The following is a 15862-nucleotide window of genomic DNA, read 5'->3' on the forward strand; positions in this document are numbered from 1 at the left end:
AAGAACCAGTATGCCAAGATGTATATGCCAAGGTGGGGTATGTGGGCAAGAATAAAAAACATAATGTTAGAAATAATCTCATCCTGCCCTCTTGGCCAGCGCCGCGCCAATCAAATCAATCCCCTGCCCATGCCACCGCTGCACCGATTTATGGTCCGCCCCCAACATCGTGCCCAACCGCCGCCACGGATACAGATGCCGCTCCGTCAGCGGGTGCACCAGCGCCCGCGCGCCCAAAATCCGCCGCAGCACATATCGCGCCTCAGGGATGATCGCGAGCCAGCCAAACGCCTCATCCATGGCACTAATCGCCGCCGCACTCGGCACCGGCGGCCGCGCCACAGCAGACTCCCACCCATAAGCCTCCAGCGCGGTATGCACGACATCAAATTTCATCTGCCGCAGCTGCGTCGAATACCCGCGCGCCGGCATCGCCAGCAACGCCGCCCCCGCCGCCTCCAACCTGGCCACAATCTCCTCCGCGCTCAGCGCCATCCGCGCCCTCCCCGCGCCGCTCACCGGCAACCACCCTGCGGATACGGCTCGCTGGTCAACAACCCCCAACTCAGCGGATGCCCCGCCCGCAACGGCCCGCGGTTCGGATCGTCCGATACAACATCGCCCGCCGCCACCGCCACAACCTTCACAGGCGCCACCGCACACAACCGCCGCCCCCGCTCAATGACCGTATTGCGCGACAAGCCCAGCGTCCGGCCGATCTCCGCCCAGGTCGCCCCGCCGGCCCGCATATCACGAATGGCCTCATCAGCCGCCGCCGTCCAAACCCTCGCCTTTGGCATTCTTCCGTCCTTCCGGTGTTACCCGGCGGACTGTTAGATATTCTAACTAGCATTGTCAAGAAATACTAACATAGCGTTTGCATCGCCACCCTGTTAGAAACACCTTATGCCACCCAAAAAACAGCCCCCCGCCGAAACCGTCGGCGCCCGTATCCGAGCCCTCCGCCTCGCCGCGAACCTCACGCAGGATGAATTCGCCGCGAAACTGGAGGTATCGCGTTCAGCCATCGCCCAATGGGAGACTGATCGCGCCGGCCAGGTCCGTGATAATATGGAGCGGATCGCCAAAGTGCTGAACACCTCCCTTGGCTACCTCGTCTCGGGTGAAACCGGCTCCCTGCTCGGCGATGAACTAGCCCTCATGCGCCTCTACCGCGCCTGCTCCGCGGAGGACCGCAAAATGCTCCTCCTCACCGCCCGCCGCCTGGCCCGCAGCTAGCTCAATACGCCGCGCGATCGAACCAGACGGTTCAAGCTAACCGGGCGCCAGCAACCTTAACTCCCGGTAAACGCCGCCCTCGCGCGAAAAATGCTGGTTATAAAACGGATCATAAGGCAATACGTCCGCATACCGCTCCCGCATCACCTCATTTTCCAGCATAAACCGGGCAATCTTGCCTTCGTCGAAATCATCCCCCCGGCTCATGCTCTCGCGGTGCTCCGCCACCGCGTCGGGCGTATAAACAATCTGCCAGCCCGCCTGCGTCAGCTTCACGCAAAGGTCAACATCATTAAACGCAACGGTCAGCTCCACCTCGTCCAGCCCGCCAACCGCCTCAAACGCGGCCCGGCGCACCAGCATACAGGCCGCCGTCACGGCCGATATCTCCTGCGCCGCCATCGCCCGCATCACATAACCCGGCGCCCTCCCGGCAATCCCCCTAAAGGCATGGTCCGCAACACCGCCCACCCCCAGCACCACACCAGCATGCTGCACGGTCCCCGCCGGATACAAAAGCTTCGCCCCCACCGCCGCCACCCGCTCATTCACCAGACATTCATCAAGCATCGTGCGCAGCCATAACGGCTCACCAACAATCACATCGTTGTTCAGCAACAACAAAAACTCATGCCGCGCCGCCCGTGCCCCAATGTTATTAATCCGTGAATAATTAAACGGCTCGGCAATCCGTATCACCCTGGTCCCCGGCAAATTGGCCTGCGCCGCGCTAAACGCTTCCGCCTCCGGCGAGCCAGACCAGTTATCCAGCAAAATAATCTCATATTCCACATCGGTGGTATGCTTGCGGATCGCCGTCACACACTCCAGCGTCATCGCAATCTGGTCCCGGTACGGAATCAAAATCGAAACCCGCGCCGCCTTCCTGCGCGCCGCCGGCGGCTTCCACCTCACCTGATAACACGTCAACCCGGCCCGCGCCGTCACCTCGGCCGCCAGCCCGCGCCGCTTCAAATGCGCCGCCACCGCGCCGCTGCCCGCCAGCGCGGCCCCAGGCTTGGCCGCCGTCCCCGCCGCCGCGGTCGAACCCGCCGTCTTGCGCCAGTGATACAACACCTCCGCAACGTGGCAGATCTCCTCCGGCCGCAAAATCTCCGTTAGCCGGAGTAACAAATCATGGTCCTGCGCTCCGTCGAACCTTCCATCCAGCACACCCGCCTGCCGCAACGCATCCGCCTCCACCATCACGAAATGGCAGATATAATTAACCTCCAACAAAAACCGGTAATTGAAATCCGGCTTAAAATGCGGCTCCGAAAGTCCACCAGATTGGTCGATCTTGTCCTCATCCGAATACAGCAGCTTCGCCCCGCTCGCCGCCTGCGCGCGCAGCATAATCTCCAGCGCCCCCGGCTCCAGCACATCGTCATGATCAAAAAACGCAACAAATTCTCCGCGCGCCTGCCCCAACGCCACATTGCTCGCCGCCGCAATGCCGGCATTCCTCGCCAAAACCTTCAGTTTTATGCGCGCATCCGCAGCACTCAACCGGCGCATCACCTCGGTCAGTTCCGCGTCCTTGCCGCCATCATCAACCAGCAACAACTCCCAGTTCTCGTAGCTCTGGCCACGCACCGAGTCGATCGCAGTCAAAAAATCCCCCACCCGCGGCCGGTAAACCGGACATATAATCGATACGAGCGGCCGCCCCTGCGGCAACGCGCCATACCGCGCTGCCGCGCGCGGCAGCGCCATCGGCAGCGCCCGCGCCGCCCAACGCCCATAATCGCTCAGCAAATACCGCTCCCCCGGCAGCGCCGCCTTCAACTCCTTGCGCAGATGATACGCAAAAGTGAACAATTCATCCGCCCGCTTCACCAACCCGGCAATCCGCTCCCGCTCGCTATCCTGCGGATACGAAACCTCAAACGGGCTCCCGCGCAGCTCCTCGCGCCCCGGCATGGCGTAAAACCTGAACTCCGTGCGCCGGCGGCTGCGCAATTCCGGCGGCGGCGAAAAGGTAAACCCACAGCCGCTATCGCACCCCACGCTCTCCGCCACATCCGCCCGATACTGGTCAGCCAGCACCTCCGCCACCGGCTGCCCGCCCGTGGTGACCAATATCCGCAATCCCCCAAGCCGCGTCCCGGCCCGCTCATCCACATTCAACGCCCAGCCCTGTATCAGCCCGTCGATCATGCCATCCACAACACCTTCGGCACGCACCGGCTTCGCCAGACAAAAATTCAACGCCGCCATCTGCGCGCCGTTGCGCGAAGACATCGTCAATCCCGCGCCATCGATCGTGGCGAATTTCAGCACATGCCGCAGCCCGTCATGATACCGCGGCGGAATGTTATAATAAAACCCGATCCGGCTCGCCGGCAGTTTGAGCAACACCGCATCATCGCGCTGCATATCGCATTTAACAGCATCGGCATTCACATCATCAATCAACACCCGCAGCCGCACGCGCTCCTCCGGCCGCGCAAAATCCAGCGCCCAGCCGCCAACACCTGCCTCGTCGATCCGGTCCACGAACACCAAAATCTTGCTCTGCCCCGCCGCCTCCTGCTGCGGCTTGCCCTTGGCTGACACCGGCCGTTTTGCCATCTAGCGCGCTAGCTCCATACCCAAACCAACCTCCACAATCGGCAACAGCCGCGCCAGCCGCGCCACCCAGGCCGCCTGCCCCGCCGCATCCGTTATCAAATCCTGGCGTATTTCTATCTCGATATAATCCAGCCCGCCCCGCTCGGCATGCACCGGCACGCCGTAATCAGTCTCGTCACTCACGCGGTAAGGCTCATTTTCCCCCACCACCAGCCCGCTCTCCCGGCGCAACAGCTCCGCCAGCAGATGCGAGGCCCGCGGATTACGATGATACAGCACCGCAATCTCAACCTGCCGCGCAACACCCAGATAAACCGGCGTAAAACTATGCATGGCCAGATAAATCCGCCCCGGCCTGGCCGCCAGCAGCCGCGCAATTTCGTTATGATACGGGTCGAACACCGCGCCCCGCCGCGCCGCCTTGTCCGCCTCGCTCAAACCAACATTCCCCGGCACCGGCGTCGCCTCGCTCACCTGGGGAAACGCACTCGCCACCTCTGGCGGCCGGTTGCAGTCAATCACCAGCCGCGAATAGGTTTGCAACACCGCCGTCGCATCCAGCGCGGCGGCCAACCCCCTGGTCACCTCCGCAATCCCGATATCCCAGGCAATATGCCGCGCCCGCTCCACCTCGCTCACGCCCAAACCGCCCAACGCCCGCGGAATCACGCACCCGGCATGGTCAGCCGTCAAAAAAAACCGGCTCGCCCCCGCCTCGTTCACCACGCAAAAGGGCAGCGGCTCATCGTCTCCCAGCAAGCTCATGCACTCTCCTCAGGCTACGGGTGCCACACAATTTGTTCCGGCGCCGGTGTTTTTGGATCATATTCCAGAATTTCGCCATTACCGGCCGAAATCCCGGTCAACGCCAAAATAAAACCCCAATGGCTGACCAGCACCGTCGTCTCATCATCATCACGCGCCGCCATGCGTGCCCTGAAAGCATTCGCCCGCCCCACCGTCTCTTCCGTGGTCTCGCGCCGGTCATGCCACCAATGCGGCGGCAGATGCCCAAAATCATGGTGCGGAAACTTCGCCGCCAGCAAATCCGGATGGCTCCCCACATCGCACACAAACGCCGTCCGCTCGCGCACCTCATGCATGATATCCACCCGCAGCCTATGGTTCTGCAAAATCGGCTGCGCCGTCTGCAGCGCCCGCGTATACGGCGAAATAATCATCCGCGTCAGCCGCACCCCCGCCAACCGCGCCGCCGCCGCCTGCGCCTGCTCCAGCCCGCGCGGCGTCAGCTCCGGGTCCTCAATCCCAGGGTCCACCCTGGTCGCGCTAAAATGCAGGTTAAAATAGCTTTCCCCGTGTCGAAGCAGAAACATGGACAATCCTTCAAGCGCGGCAATGTTGCCGGGTCGCGTACATAGACGTATGTCCTAGAATAGTCATGAATTGGCTAGAGGCTGATCGTTGCCGCCCCCAGTTCCTGGGCTAGGCTGGCAACGTGAATCAGTTTCTACTCAAAAAGTCAGAGGGTGCCGTGCAGGCCAACGCGTTACAAAACTTCGGGGGATTCCCCATCACGCTGATCCTCTTCGCCGGGATCGCCATCTTCCTCGGCCTGCGCCTGCGCAGCATCCTGGGGCGGCGCGTCGGCTTCGAAAAACCACCCGTCCCCCCCGGCCAGATGCCCGGCTTCGGCAACGGCCCGATCATCGAAGGCCGCGCCTTCCCCGCGCAACCCGGCCGCCCGGTGCCCGACCCCCGCTCCGCCCTGGGCGAGCGCCTCATGCAAATCGTCAACCGCGACCCCAATTTCGACCCGCCAAAATTCCTCACCGGCGCCGAAACCGCCTTCCGCATGATCGTCACCGCCTTCGCCGCCGGCGACCGCGCCACCCTCAAATCCCTGCTCAGCGAGAGCGTCTATCAAACCTTCGAGAGCGCCATCGCCGCCCGCGAAGCCGCCAATGAGCGCCACCGCACCGAGATCAAGGCCATCCTCTCCGCCACCATCGACGACGCCGAGCTGATCGGCGATCAGGCCGCCATCATCGTCCGCTTCACCTCCGACCAGGTGAACCTGACCCTGGATGCGGCAGGCAACCCCCTGGTCGGCACCGAAGCCGTCACCGAACTCACCGATCTCTGGACCTTCGAGCGCAACCTGAAGAGCAAAGACCTCACCTGGCGCCTCGCCGCGGCGCGGAGCGGCTAATCCCCATGCGTCTGCGCCATCTCTGGTTCGCCCCCGCCCTTATCCTCGCCGGCTGCGTCCAGCCGCAGACCACCGTGCAACAAACCCTCCCCGGCGGCCCCGGCGCCACCAGCGTCGCCCTCACCAGCCTCCCCGGCTGGGAAGACGACAACACCGCCGCCGCCCTGGCCGCCTTTGTCCAAGGCTGCAAGGCCATCCAGCTCATGCCGCCTGACCAATCCCTCGGCGGCGCCGGCTTCCTCCAGCAAACCGCCGGCCAGGCCGGGCAATGGCAAAATGCCTGCAACGGCGCGCGCGACACCACCCCAGGCGACCCCGCCGCCGCCCGCACCTTCTTCGAGACCTACTTCACCGCCTACAACATCGACGGCCAGGCCAAAATCACCGGCTATTTCGAGCCCGAATTCCCCGGCTCAAAAAACCTCGCCCCCGGCTACACAGTCCCCCTCTACGCCAAACCTGCCGACCCTTCCCTCGCCAACCTGCCCCGCGCCGCCATCGACAATAACGCCCTCTACCGCAAAACCCCGGTCACGGCTTACCTGACCAACCCGGTCGATGCCTTCATGCTGCAAATTCAGGGCTCGGGCCGCATCCTGCTGCCCAACGGCCAAACCCTGCGCGTCGGCTTCGACGGCCAAAACGGCCAGCCCTACACCCCCATCGGCCGCATCCTGGTCCAGAACGGCGCCCTTACCCCCGATAACGTCAGCTACCAGAGCATTTCCGCCTGGCTGAAATCCCACCCCGCCGAGGCCCGCGGCATCATGGAGCAGAACGCCCGCTACGTTTATCTCAAACCCCTCGGCGGCCTGCCCAGCAACCAAGGCGCCCCCGGCGCACTCGGCGTCCCGCTCACCGCCGGGCGCTCCCTCGCGGTCGATACCGCCGTCATCCCCCTCGGCATCCCGGTCTTCCTCACCACGACTGACCCCATAACCCACGCCGCCCTCAACCGCCTGACCATCGCGCAGGACACCGGCGGCGGCATCCACGGCGCCGAGGCCGCCGACCTCTTCTTCGGCGCTGGGCCAGACGCCCAGGCCACCGCCGGCGTCATGCAACAACCCGGCAGCCTCTACATCCTGGTCCCGCGCCCCACCGCGGGGGCCACACCATGAGTCCGCCGCGCGTCGCCCTCTTCGTCACCTGCCTGGTAGACCTGCACCGCCCCAGCGTCGCCTTCGCCAGCATCTCCCTGCTCGAAGCCGCCGGCTGCATTGTCGAGGTGCCTCGCGCGCAAACCTGCTGCGGCCAGCCCGCCTATAATTCCGGCGACCGCGCCACCGCCCATGACCTCGCGCTGGGCCTGCTCACCGCCTTCGCCGCCTATGATTATGTGGTCGTCCCCTCCGGCTCCTGCGCCGGCATGCTCTCGCGCCACCTGCCGTCCCTCTTCAGCGGCGACCCCAACCTACGCCCCCGCGCCGAAGCCCTGGCCGCCAAAACCTACGAGCTCACCGCCTTCCTGGTGGACGTGCTGCACCACACCCCCACCCCGCCGCCCCTCAACATCACCGCCACCTACCACGATTCCTGCGCCGGCCTGCGCGAACTCGGCATCAAATCCCAACCCCGCCAGCTCCTCGCCGCAATCCCCGGCCTCACCCTGGCGGAAATGCCAGAGCCCGAGCTCTGCTGCGGCTTCGGCGGCACCTTCTGCGTCAAATATTCCGATATCTCGACCAAAATGGCCGACGATAAAACCACCGGCATCGAGACCACCGAGGCCAGCCTCCTCCTCGCCGGCGACCTCGGCTGCCTGCTCCACCTCGCCGGCCGGCTCTCCCGCCAGAGCGCCAAAACGCAAGTCCGCCACATCGCCGAAGTCCTGGCCGGCACCACCCCGGACACCCAAGCCATCGGCCAACCCACCCCCCCGCCTTGACGTTACTTGCGGGTAATCTGCCAACCCGCTAAAGCAGCGCCCATCATGGCATCACATTGGCCCGCGTGAGCTTGTTTTTCAGCAGCACAAAACCGCTGGAATCCACGCCCCCATGCGGGCGTGTTCCTATGAGCGCGCCGATCGCGGCACCGCCCGGCACGGAACACAATCACATCACCCCCCCCGTTGCCTGGCCGCCCGGCCAACCCGGCACCGATCCTCATCAAATGAGCAAATTAAAATGACCAAAACTGACGGCGGCGACATAAAACGGCGTTTGCGATTAAGCGTACTCATCGCCGTGCTCGGCGTCGTGTACGGCGATCTCGGCACCAGCCCGCTCTACACCCTGCAAACCGCGCTGGGCTATTTCCAGAACTCCGGCGAGCAGGTTGAGGATGTCTACGGCATCCTCTCCCTCATCTTCTGGTCCCTGATGGTCGTCGTCACCCTCAAATACGTCACCTTCATCATGCGCGCCGACAATAACGGCGAAGGCGGAACCCTCTCCCTCATGGCCCTGGCCTCGCGCGTCGCGCGCAGCGAAAAGTCCCGCAACATCATCGGCCTCTTCGGCATCATGGGCGCCGGACTGTTTTTCGGCGACGGCGTCATCACCCCCGCGATCTCCATCCTCTCCGCCATCGAGGGCCTGGAAGTCATCTCCCCCGACCTCACCCCCTTCGTCATCCCCGCCGCCCTGGCCGTCATCGCCGGGCTCTTCCTGGTCCAGCGCCACGGCACCGCCGCCGTCGGCAGCGCCTTTGGCCCCATCATGGCCATCTGGTTCTTCGTCATCGGCGCGCTGGGCCTGGTCCAAATCATCCAGCACCCCCTCGTGCTCGGCGCCCTCAACCCTTACGATGGCGTCACCTTCATCCTCATGCACCCGCGCATCTCCTTCGTCGCCCTGGGCGCGGTCGTTCTGGCCGTCACCGGCGCCGAGGCCCTCTACGCCGACATGAGCCATTTCGGCCGCAACCCCATCCGCGCCGCCTGGATATTCTTCGTCTTCCCCTCCGTCGTGCTGAATTACTTCGGCCAGGGCGCGCTGGTGCTCAGCACCCCCGCCGCCGCCAACAACCCATTCTTCAACATGGCGCCGCATGTGCTGCAGATCCCCCTGGTGATCCTCGCCACGCTCGCCACCGTCATCGCCAGCCAGGCCGTCATCTCCGGCGCCTATTCCGTCGCGCGCATCTGCATGCAGCTCGGCATGTTCCCCCGCATGGAAGTCCGCCACACCAGCGAACACGAACAAGGCCAAATCTACGTGCCGCAAATCAACGCCCTGCTGGCCGTTGGCGTCATCCTGCTGGTGCTCACCTTCCGCTCCAGCAACGCCCTGGCCGCGGCCTACGGCATCGCCGTCACCGGCACCCTCTTCTGCGACAACGCCCTGGCCGCCTTCGTCTACCGCCGCCAGTTCAACTGGCCGCTCTGGAGCGTCGTCACGATCTTCGGCCTGTTCGGCATCGTGGACTTCACCTTCTTCTCCGCCAACACCTTAAAAATCGTCGAAGGCGGCTGGGTTCCCCTGGCCATCGGCCTCACCATCATCTTCATCATGACCACCTGGCGCCGCGGCCGCAACCTCATCATCGCCCGCTGGACCCAGGACAGCCTGCCCCTCGCCTCCTTCCTCGCCCGCCTGCCGCAATCGCGCACAATCCGAGTCCCCGGCACCGCCGTCTTCATGACTGGCAATCTTGACTTCGTGCCAAACGCCCTGCTGCACAACCTCAAACACAACAAGGTGCTGCACGAGCAGGTTTTCTTCGTGAACGTCCGCACGCTCGACGTTCCCCAGGCCAAGCCCGAGACCCGCGCCGCCGCCGAGCAGGTCGCCCCCGGCATCTACAAGGTCACCCTCTCCTACGGCTTCATGGAAAGCCCGAACGTACCGCGCGGGCTCGAGAGCCTCTCCGCCCAGGGCATCGAGAGCTCCCCCATGCAGATGAGCTACTTCCTCGGCCGCGAAACCGTGGTCCCCGCCTCGGTGCCCAAACTCAACTTCATCCGCCGCTGGCTGTTCCTGTTCATGACCCGCAACGCCGTCTCCGCCACCGAATTTTTCCAAATCCCGAGCGACCGCGTGGTCGAGCTGGGCGTGCGCATCGCCATCTAGAGCCTGATCGCTTTGAGTGCGATCAGGCTCTACCCGTTTTTCTGAGGGCGATTCACGCTTTCGGCCCGCCCGGTTGAGCGAACCTCAAACGATCGCCATCTAACGCAGCGCGCGCGCGCCCCAGGCACGCGCGCGCATCCGCCACACACCCCCCCGCCATCCACCAGCGCCGCACCGCATCCAGCACCTCGCCAACACCCGGCCCCGGCGGCACACCCAGCGCCACAACATCGCGCCCCTGCACCGGAAACACCGGGCGCGCCATGGCGGCAATCCGCGCCCGCAAATCATCCCACCCCAGCCGGTCATCCTGCCCCAGCCAGCTCCGCCCGATCAATATTTCCCCCGGCACCTCGGCCAAAGCCCGGCGCAGCGCCGCATCGTCAGCATCAGGCGCCAGCGCATCCGGCACCATCAAGGCCGCCAGCCGCACCTGCTCCGCGCCGCTCAGCCGCCAGCGTTGCGCGAACAAACCCGCATCCCCGCGCAGCAGCGCCGCCACCCGCAACAATTCATCAACCGGCGCCCCGCGCGCCACCATGCCCGCCAGCCGCGCCTCATCGGCCTGCGGCAACACCAGTTCCAGCACACCCGTCTCGCGCATCAGCGCCACCACCGCGCGCGGATCATCCGCCCGCAAAATCTGCTTCACCTCGCTCCACACCCGCTCGGCGGAGAGGCTCCTCACCCCCTCGCGCAGCGCCACAATCGCCGCCACCGCCTGCGCATCCGGCGCCCCGCGCCCATAACGCGCAAAAAACCTAAAAAACCTTAAAATCCGCAGATAATCCTCGGCAATCCGCCGCCCGGCCTCGCCCACAAAGCGCACCCGCCCCGCCGCCAAATCCTCCCGCCCGCCAAAATAATCAAACACCGCGCCATCGCGCGTGGCCGACATCGCATTGATGGTAAAATCCCGCCGGCTCGCGTCCATCTCCCAGTCATCGGTGAACTCAACCACAGCATGCCGCCCATCGGTCGCCACATCGCGCCGCAGGCTCGTCACCTCAAAGCCGCGCCCGCACGCCACCACCGTCACCGTCCCATGCGCCAGCCCGGTCGGCACCGCCTTCAACCCCGCGGCCCGCACCCGCGCGATCACCTCCTGGGGGCTCAGCGGCACGGCGAAATCCACATCCGCCACCTCCCGCCCAGCCAGCATATCGCGCACCGCGCCGCCCACCATCCGCGCCTGCGGCAACGCATCCCACAGCGCCGCCATGCCCGGCAGATCGATCATGCCGCCCCGCGCAGGCGCCGCGCCAAATCCAGCAATATCTTCGCCGTCGCCCCCCAAATCACATGCGCCTCATGCGGCCAGACAACAAAATCCTGCTCAATCCCCCGCCAATACACCCGCCGGCTGCGCGGCTGCGCCGGGTCCAGCAACGTCTCAAAGGGCAGGCAGAACGCCTCCTGCACCTCCCCCGGATCAGGCAAAAACACCACCCCGCGCGGCACCAGCGCCACCACCGGCGCAATATGAAACCCCGTCCCAGTAATAAAATCATCCATCCGCCCGAGGATCTCCGCCACCGCCGGATCAAGCCCGACCTCCTCACGCGCCTCGCGCAGCGCAGCAGCCTCCACCGAAGCATCCCCCGGCTCTATCTTCCCACCCGGAAATGAAACCTGCCCGGCATGGTTGGGCATATGCGCGCTACGCCGCGTCAGCCACACCCCGCGTCCCGGCTCCAGCGGAATCAACACCGCGGCCGGCCGGTTCCCCTCCGGCGGCAACCGGCTATGCGCCAAACCCGCAGGCAACAGCCGCCGCAGTTCCGCCTCGGTCATCGCGTCATTCTCTCCAGCCTACTTGCCGCAGCCCTGCGGCAGATCGCCCAGCGAAAAAAACGCCCCGCAGCTCCAAACACCCATCACATTGCGCCCCCGCACCATCCCCGGCTCGGCCAGCGCCACCAGCTCATAATACGTCGCCCGGCAAATCCGCGCCTCAATCGGGAACTGCCCCTTGCCATCGCGCACATGCAAATAAGGCGTCGGCTCGCAGCTCAACAGATCATGGCGTATCCGTATCGGATGCTCCGGCCCCGCGGTAATGCACTGGTCGACATTCGTGCGAAACGTCAGCACCTGCTGGCTGCCGTGCCCCGCCCACTCCATCTCCACCGCCACGAACGGCACATCCTCAACCTCTATCCGCCCCCGCTCCACCGGCGTCTCCAAACTATACCCGCCGTCTTCCTCGCGCTTGAGCACCGTGGAGAACAAACAAACCATCGGCTTGCGCGTAATCGGGCTACCCCGATACATCCAGGTTCCGTCGCGCCTGATCAAAAACGGCAAATCCCCGCAATCGGCGGCAACCCGCTCCAGCCTGGACCTGGCGCAATCCTGCTTCTTACCCTCAATCACAATCGCGCTTTTCTCCGGCCTCAATGATCTCATGATGCCCTGATATAGGGTGCATCATATTGCGATAAAATGGGCAACCGCACGCTGCCCGCAAATCAGCCGGGAATCTCCGCGCCCACAACCACCCGCCGGTCCGCCGGCGGATAAAACCGCAGGATCACCAGCATCAGCGCCATCGCCGGCACCGCCGCGAAAGCCGAGAGAATAAAGAACGGAATAAACCCCATCGCCGCGGCCATATACCCTGAAAGCCCGCCAACCGTCCGCAGCGCCATCGGCGCCAGCGAAGACAGCAAGGCGAACTGCGTCGCCGTATGCTCCGGGTGGCACAACCCTGACATATAGCTCAGAAACGCCGCATCCGAGACCCCCTCCGCGAACGATTCCAGCGCCGAGGTCACCACCAGCATATGCGGCTCGCCCGGAAACAGCCCCAAGGCCGGATACATCGCCATCGCCAGCGTCTGGAACACCCCCGTCACCAGCAGCGCCCGCCCCACGCCGAGCCGCGCCACCAAAAAACCCCCAACCGCCGCCCCCGCCAGCACCGCCGCCAGCGAGACCGGCCCGTTCGCCACCGCGATCGCCGCCCGGTCAAACCCTAAAAATGTGTAATAAGGCGCCAGCATCACCCCGGCCAGCGCCTCGCCGAGCCGGAACAAAACAATGAACGCCACCACCACCAGCGCCCCGCGCCGCGCCAGAAACTCCACCAGCGGCTCACGCACCGCCTGAGCAAACCGCGCCCCAAACCGCGCCGGCGCAACCTCGCGCGCCACCTGCGGCTCCGCCGCCATCAAGGTCGCCACCGGCCCCGCCAGCGCCAGCCCCGCCATCAGCAAAATCGCCTCATGCCAGCCGGTCTTCACTGAAAGCGCAATCACCCCGGCGCCCGAAATCAGCATCGCCCCGCGATACCCCCAAACATACGCCGCCAGCGCCGCCCCCTGCGCGCGGGGGGCAAACGTCTCAATCCGCCACGCATCAATCAATATATCCTGGCTGGCCGACACAAACGCCAGCACCGCCCCAACCCCCAGCGTCCACCCCACATGCGCCACCGGGTCAGAACAGCCCAGCGCCACAATGCACGCCACCAGCAACCCCTGCACCAGCAGCAGCCACCCCCGCCGCCGCCCCAAAAACAGCGGCTTCACCTCATCGAACACCGGCGACCACAAAAATTTTAGCGTATAGGCCAGGCCGATATTCGCCGTCAGCCCAATTACCCCCAGCCCCAGATGCGCCGAAGACAGCCACATCCGCAGCGTAAACCCCGAGAGCGCCAGCGGCAGCCCGGAGGAAAACCCCAGCGCCGTCATAATCGCGAAGGCGCGCAACGATGCCCCCTTCATCGCCGCCTCATCCCAGGCCACGCACAGGGCACGGCGCGCGGCCCAAACGCCGCTCCGGCCTACAGACCACCCGGATCGTTGATATTATCGGCCTTGCTGAAAGCACCATCAACCATGCTGCCCTCGTCGCCCGGCTCCATTCCCGCCTGGCATTGCCCCTGCCACTGCAACTGCGAGGTCACCGTCAACGGCCCGGAGGGCGAATCAATCGCCGCCTTCAGCGTCACGCTCTGCGCGCTGGCATAATCCAGCGTCTCATGAATCCGCACCGGCTTGCCGCTCTGCATGCAACTGCCGTCAATCGCATATTTCGCGCCGGAGCCTGAAACAGTGAGGCTGGTACAGGAATTATCATTACTGGTGAAAAACTTGATATCCGTGGACGGATCAACACAACTCACCGTCACCACATTCTCGGCATTCGGCAGCGGCTTGCCATCGGCCCCCGTCACCGTCGTCGTGCTCTGCCACAGGCCAGACTCCCTGGCAGGCAGGCTCGCCGCCACCGCCGCATGGGCCACGCCGAAACCAAGAACCGCCAGCACGGCGGCAGAGTGCATTTTCATTCGCATACCCCGTTTTAACCAACCCCCGCGCACGCCGCAAACCATACCCCGCCTCCCCGGCCGGGCAAACCTTCCCATAAATTGTTTTTGCCGCCAGCAACACTTAATGGTAGTTCATCATAAACTATCATCTACCCTGGATTGAGAGAAGGCGTCATGACAATCTGGTTCGACGCCGAAGACCTGATCCAGTTTTTCCAAAATGCCTCGCGGCCAACCGGCATCCAGCGCTTCAGCTTCGAGACCTACCGCGCCCTCTGGCGCCAGGCCGGCGCCACCGGCACGCTCGGCTTCTGCCGCCGCACCAAAACCGGCTTCAAACCCATCCATTTCCCCACGCTGGAAGCCGGCATCCTCGCCGCCGCCGATGCCAAATCCCCGGCCCGCTTCTCGCCCCTGCCACTGCCGCCGCGCGAAACCCGCCTCGCCATCGCGGCCCGCCGCCTGCCCCTGCACTACCGGCTGCCCCTCGGCGTCATGGCCCGCGCCGGGCTCGCCGGCCTGGCCGCCAGCCGCGACCTCTGCCGCGCCGCCCTGCGCCCCCGCACCGCCCCCGGCAACAGCATCGGCGGCCACCAGTTCGAACTACCGGCCCCCGCCATCACCTTCACCCCCGGCGACTGGCTGGTGAACCTCGGCGCCTCCTGGGTCTGCCCCTACCCGCCCAAACTCCTCGCCAGCCTGCACAGCCAGGGCGCGCACCTCGCCCTCCTCGCGCATGACCTCATCCCCGAACTCTACCCCGAATGGTCCACCCCCGGCACCGTGCGCGACTTCTCAAACTGGCTGCGCACCATGGTCCCGCAAACCAGCCTGATGTTCGCCGTCTCCCGCCACACCGCGCACGACCTCACCGCCTGCCTGCAAAAACGCGGCACCACCATCGCCCCACCCGTCATACTCCCCACCGGCAGCCACGGCCGCCAATCCCCGGCCCCCGCCGCGCCCCTGCTGCAATCCCCCTACATCCTCATGGTCGGCACCATCGAGGTCCGCAAAAACCACACCGGCATGCTCCGCGTCTGGCGCCGCCTGCTCGCCACCATGCCCGAGGCATCCGTCCCAACCCTCGTCTTCGCCGGCAAAACCGGCTGGCTCACGGCTGACCTGTTGCAACAACTCGCCAACGCCAACTGGCTCGGCGGCAAAATCCGCTTCATTGACAGCCCCAGCGAAACCACCCTCGCCAACCTCTACCAAAACTGTCTCTTCACCCTCTTCCCCTCCTTCTACGAGGGCTGGGGCCTCCCCGTCACCGAAAGCCTCTGCTTTGGCAAAACCGCGGCCATCTCCAACCGCGCCTCCATCCCCGAGGCCGGCCAATCCTTCTGCGCCTATTTTGATCCCGAAAATCTCACCGAGGCCGCCGCCACCATCCGCGCCCTCATCGAAAACCCGCAACAGATAGCCCGCCTCGAGCAACACATCGCCGCCAGCTTCACCCCGCCAACCTGGGATGTCACCGCCACCACCCTGCTCAACCACCTCGGCACGGCTACGCGGCCCCACACAATCCCCGCCTACGAGACCGCCAACAAATAAGGCCAGGAGATACAACCTGGCCTC

The 15862-nt window shown here is 64.8% G+C and carries 16 protein-coding genes; 6 read left to right on the forward strand and 10 right to left on the reverse strand.

What is annotated here, in order from left to right; all coding sequences use genetic code 11:
• Window positions 1-78 precede the first annotated feature (78 nt).
• Together QQJ84_RS11395 and QQJ84_RS11400 are read right to left on the reverse strand one after the other, a co-directional pair.
• Window positions 79-495 carry a DUF6362 family protein gene (locus QQJ84_RS11395; protein WP_284258316.1) on the reverse strand — a complete coding sequence of 139 codons (417 nt, stop codon included), beginning with the start codon at window positions 493-495 and terminating at the stop codon, window positions 79-81.
• Between the two features lie 20 nt (window positions 496-515).
• Window positions 516-800: a helix-turn-helix domain-containing protein gene (locus QQJ84_RS11400; protein WP_284258317.1), complete on the reverse strand. Its 285-nt coding sequence runs from the start codon at window positions 798-800 to the stop codon at window positions 516-518.
• A 106-nt stretch (window positions 801-906) separates the two neighbouring features.
• On the opposite strand from QQJ84_RS11400, the gene QQJ84_RS11405 reads away from it, so the two are divergent.
• Window positions 907-1239, forward strand: coding sequence for a helix-turn-helix domain-containing protein (locus QQJ84_RS11405; RefSeq protein WP_284258318.1), 333 nt, complete (start codon window positions 907-909; stop codon window positions 1237-1239).
• A gap of 36 nt (window positions 1240-1275) precedes the next feature.
• On the opposite strand, the gene QQJ84_RS11410 is transcribed toward QQJ84_RS11405, so the two are convergent.
• Genes QQJ84_RS11410 through QQJ84_RS11420 form a run of 3 tightly spaced genes read right to left on the reverse strand, consistent with a single transcriptional unit; the run spans window position 1276 to window position 5147 of the window.
• Entirely contained in the window at window positions 1276-3813 is a 2538-nt protein-coding gene (locus QQJ84_RS11410) for a glycosyltransferase family 2 protein (RefSeq protein WP_284258319.1), read from the reverse strand.
• Complete coding sequence (locus QQJ84_RS11415; protein ID WP_284258320.1) at window positions 3814-4578, reverse strand: N-formylglutamate amidohydrolase; 765 nt, start codon at window positions 4576-4578, stop codon at window positions 3814-3816.
• Window positions 4579-4592: 14 nt separating this feature from the next.
• On the reverse strand, window positions 4593-5147 hold the full coding sequence (locus tag QQJ84_RS11420) for a histidine phosphatase family protein (RefSeq protein ID WP_284258321.1): 555 nt from the start codon (window positions 5145-5147) through the stop codon (window positions 4593-4595).
• A gap of 122 nt (window positions 5148-5269) precedes the next feature.
• On the opposite strand from QQJ84_RS11420, the gene QQJ84_RS11425 reads away from it, so the two are divergent.
• From QQJ84_RS11425 to QQJ84_RS11440, 4 genes are all read left to right on the forward strand, one after another.
• Entirely contained in the window at window positions 5270-5983 is a 714-nt protein-coding gene (locus tag QQJ84_RS11425) for a Tim44/TimA family putative adaptor protein (protein WP_284258322.1), read from the forward strand.
• Window positions 5984-5988: 5 nt separating this feature from the next.
• Window positions 5989-7104, forward strand: a complete 1116-nt coding sequence (gene mltA / locus QQJ84_RS11430) for a murein transglycosylase A (RefSeq protein WP_284258323.1) — start codon at window positions 5989-5991, stop codon at window positions 7102-7104.
• Complete coding sequence (locus QQJ84_RS11435; RefSeq protein ID WP_284258324.1) at window positions 7101-7871, forward strand: (Fe-S)-binding protein; 771 nt, start codon at window positions 7101-7103, stop codon at window positions 7869-7871. Before mltA ends, QQJ84_RS11435 begins: the two co-directional genes overlap by 4 nt.
• A 235-nt stretch (window positions 7872-8106) precedes the next feature.
• Window positions 8107-9999, forward strand: coding sequence for a potassium transporter Kup (locus QQJ84_RS11440; RefSeq protein ID WP_408862100.1), 1893 nt, complete (start codon window positions 8107-8109; stop codon window positions 9997-9999).
• A gap of 52 nt (window positions 10000-10051) precedes the next feature.
• On the opposite strand, the gene QQJ84_RS11445 is transcribed toward QQJ84_RS11440, so the two are convergent.
• From QQJ84_RS11445 to QQJ84_RS11465, 5 genes are all read right to left on the reverse strand, one after another.
• Complete coding sequence (locus QQJ84_RS11445) at window positions 10052-11239, reverse strand: CCA tRNA nucleotidyltransferase (protein WP_284258326.1); 1188 nt, start codon at window positions 11237-11239, stop codon at window positions 10052-10054.
• Window positions 11236-11793 carry an NUDIX hydrolase gene (locus tag QQJ84_RS11450; RefSeq protein ID WP_284258327.1) on the reverse strand — a complete coding sequence of 186 codons (558 nt, stop codon included), beginning with the start codon at window positions 11791-11793 and terminating at the stop codon, window positions 11236-11238. Before QQJ84_RS11450 ends, QQJ84_RS11445 begins: the two co-directional genes overlap by 4 nt.
• Window positions 11794-11811: 18 nt before the next feature.
• A complete protein-coding gene (locus QQJ84_RS11455) occupies window positions 11812-12375 on the reverse strand; it encodes a DUF1285 domain-containing protein (RefSeq protein WP_284258328.1) in 564 nt (187 codons plus the stop codon).
• Window positions 12376-12470: 95 nt separating this feature from the next.
• Window positions 12471-13730 (reverse strand): AmpG family muropeptide MFS transporter, encoded by a 1260-nt coding sequence (locus tag QQJ84_RS11460; protein ID WP_284258329.1) that lies wholly within the window; start codon window positions 13728-13730, stop codon window positions 12471-12473.
• A 59-nt stretch (window positions 13731-13789) separates the two neighbouring features.
• Window positions 13790-14296 carry a DUF3617 domain-containing protein gene (locus QQJ84_RS11465; RefSeq protein ID WP_284258330.1) on the reverse strand — a complete coding sequence of 169 codons (507 nt, stop codon included), beginning with the start codon at window positions 14294-14296 and terminating at the stop codon, window positions 13790-13792.
• Between the two features lie 156 nt (window positions 14297-14452).
• Here QQJ84_RS11465 and QQJ84_RS11470 point away from each other — a divergent pair, with 156 nt between their 5' ends.
• Window positions 14453-15838, forward strand: coding sequence for a glycosyltransferase family 4 protein (locus QQJ84_RS11470; protein ID WP_284258331.1), 1386 nt, complete (start codon window positions 14453-14455; stop codon window positions 15836-15838).
• Window positions 15839-15862: the final 24 nt, after the last annotated feature.

Source organism: Acidocella aquatica, from assembly GCF_030160635.1.
GTDB lineage: Bacteria > Pseudomonadota > Alphaproteobacteria > Acetobacterales > Acetobacteraceae > Acidocella > Acidocella aquatica.

Excerpts from the sequence above, each read along its gene's own strand:
- QQJ84_RS11395 (WP_284258316.1), bottom strand. The coding sequence starts at position 495 with ATGGCGCTGAGCGCGGAGGAGATTGTGGCCAGGTTGGAGGCGGCGGGG.
- QQJ84_RS11400 (WP_284258317.1), bottom strand. The coding sequence starts at position 800 with ATGCCAAAGGCGAGGGTTTGGACGGCGGCGGCTGATGAGGCCATTCGT.
- QQJ84_RS11405 (WP_284258318.1), top strand. The coding sequence starts at position 907 with ATGCCACCCAAAAAACAGCCCCCCGCCGAAACCGTCGGCGCCCGTATC.
- QQJ84_RS11410 (WP_284258319.1), bottom strand. The coding sequence starts at position 3,813 with ATGGCAAAACGGCCGGTGTCAGCCAAGGGCAAGCCGCAGCAGGAGGCG.
- QQJ84_RS11415 (WP_284258320.1), bottom strand. The coding sequence starts at position 4,578 with ATGAGCTTGCTGGGAGACGATGAGCCGCTGCCCTTTTGCGTGGTGAAC.
- QQJ84_RS11420 (WP_284258321.1), bottom strand. The coding sequence starts at position 5,147 with ATGTTTCTGCTTCGACACGGGGAAAGCTATTTTAACCTGCATTTTAGC.
- mltA (WP_284258323.1), top strand. The coding sequence starts at position 5,989 with ATGCGTCTGCGCCATCTCTGGTTCGCCCCCGCCCTTATCCTCGCCGGC.
- QQJ84_RS11435 (WP_284258324.1), top strand. The coding sequence starts at position 7,101 with ATGAGTCCGCCGCGCGTCGCCCTCTTCGTCACCTGCCTGGTAGACCTG.
- QQJ84_RS11445 (WP_284258326.1), bottom strand. The coding sequence starts at position 11,239 with ATGATCGATCTGCCGGGCATGGCGGCGCTGTGGGATGCGTTGCCGCAG.
- QQJ84_RS11450 (WP_284258327.1), bottom strand. The coding sequence starts at position 11,793 with ATGACCGAGGCGGAACTGCGGCGGCTGTTGCCTGCGGGTTTGGCGCAT.
- QQJ84_RS11460 (WP_284258329.1), bottom strand. The coding sequence starts at position 13,730 with ATGAAGGGGGCATCGTTGCGCGCCTTCGCGATTATGACGGCGCTGGGG.
- QQJ84_RS11465 (WP_284258330.1), bottom strand. The coding sequence starts at position 14,296 with ATGAAAATGCACTCTGCCGCCGTGCTGGCGGTTCTTGGTTTCGGCGTG.
- QQJ84_RS11470 (WP_284258331.1), top strand. The coding sequence starts at position 14,453 with ATGACAATCTGGTTCGACGCCGAAGACCTGATCCAGTTTTTCCAAAAT.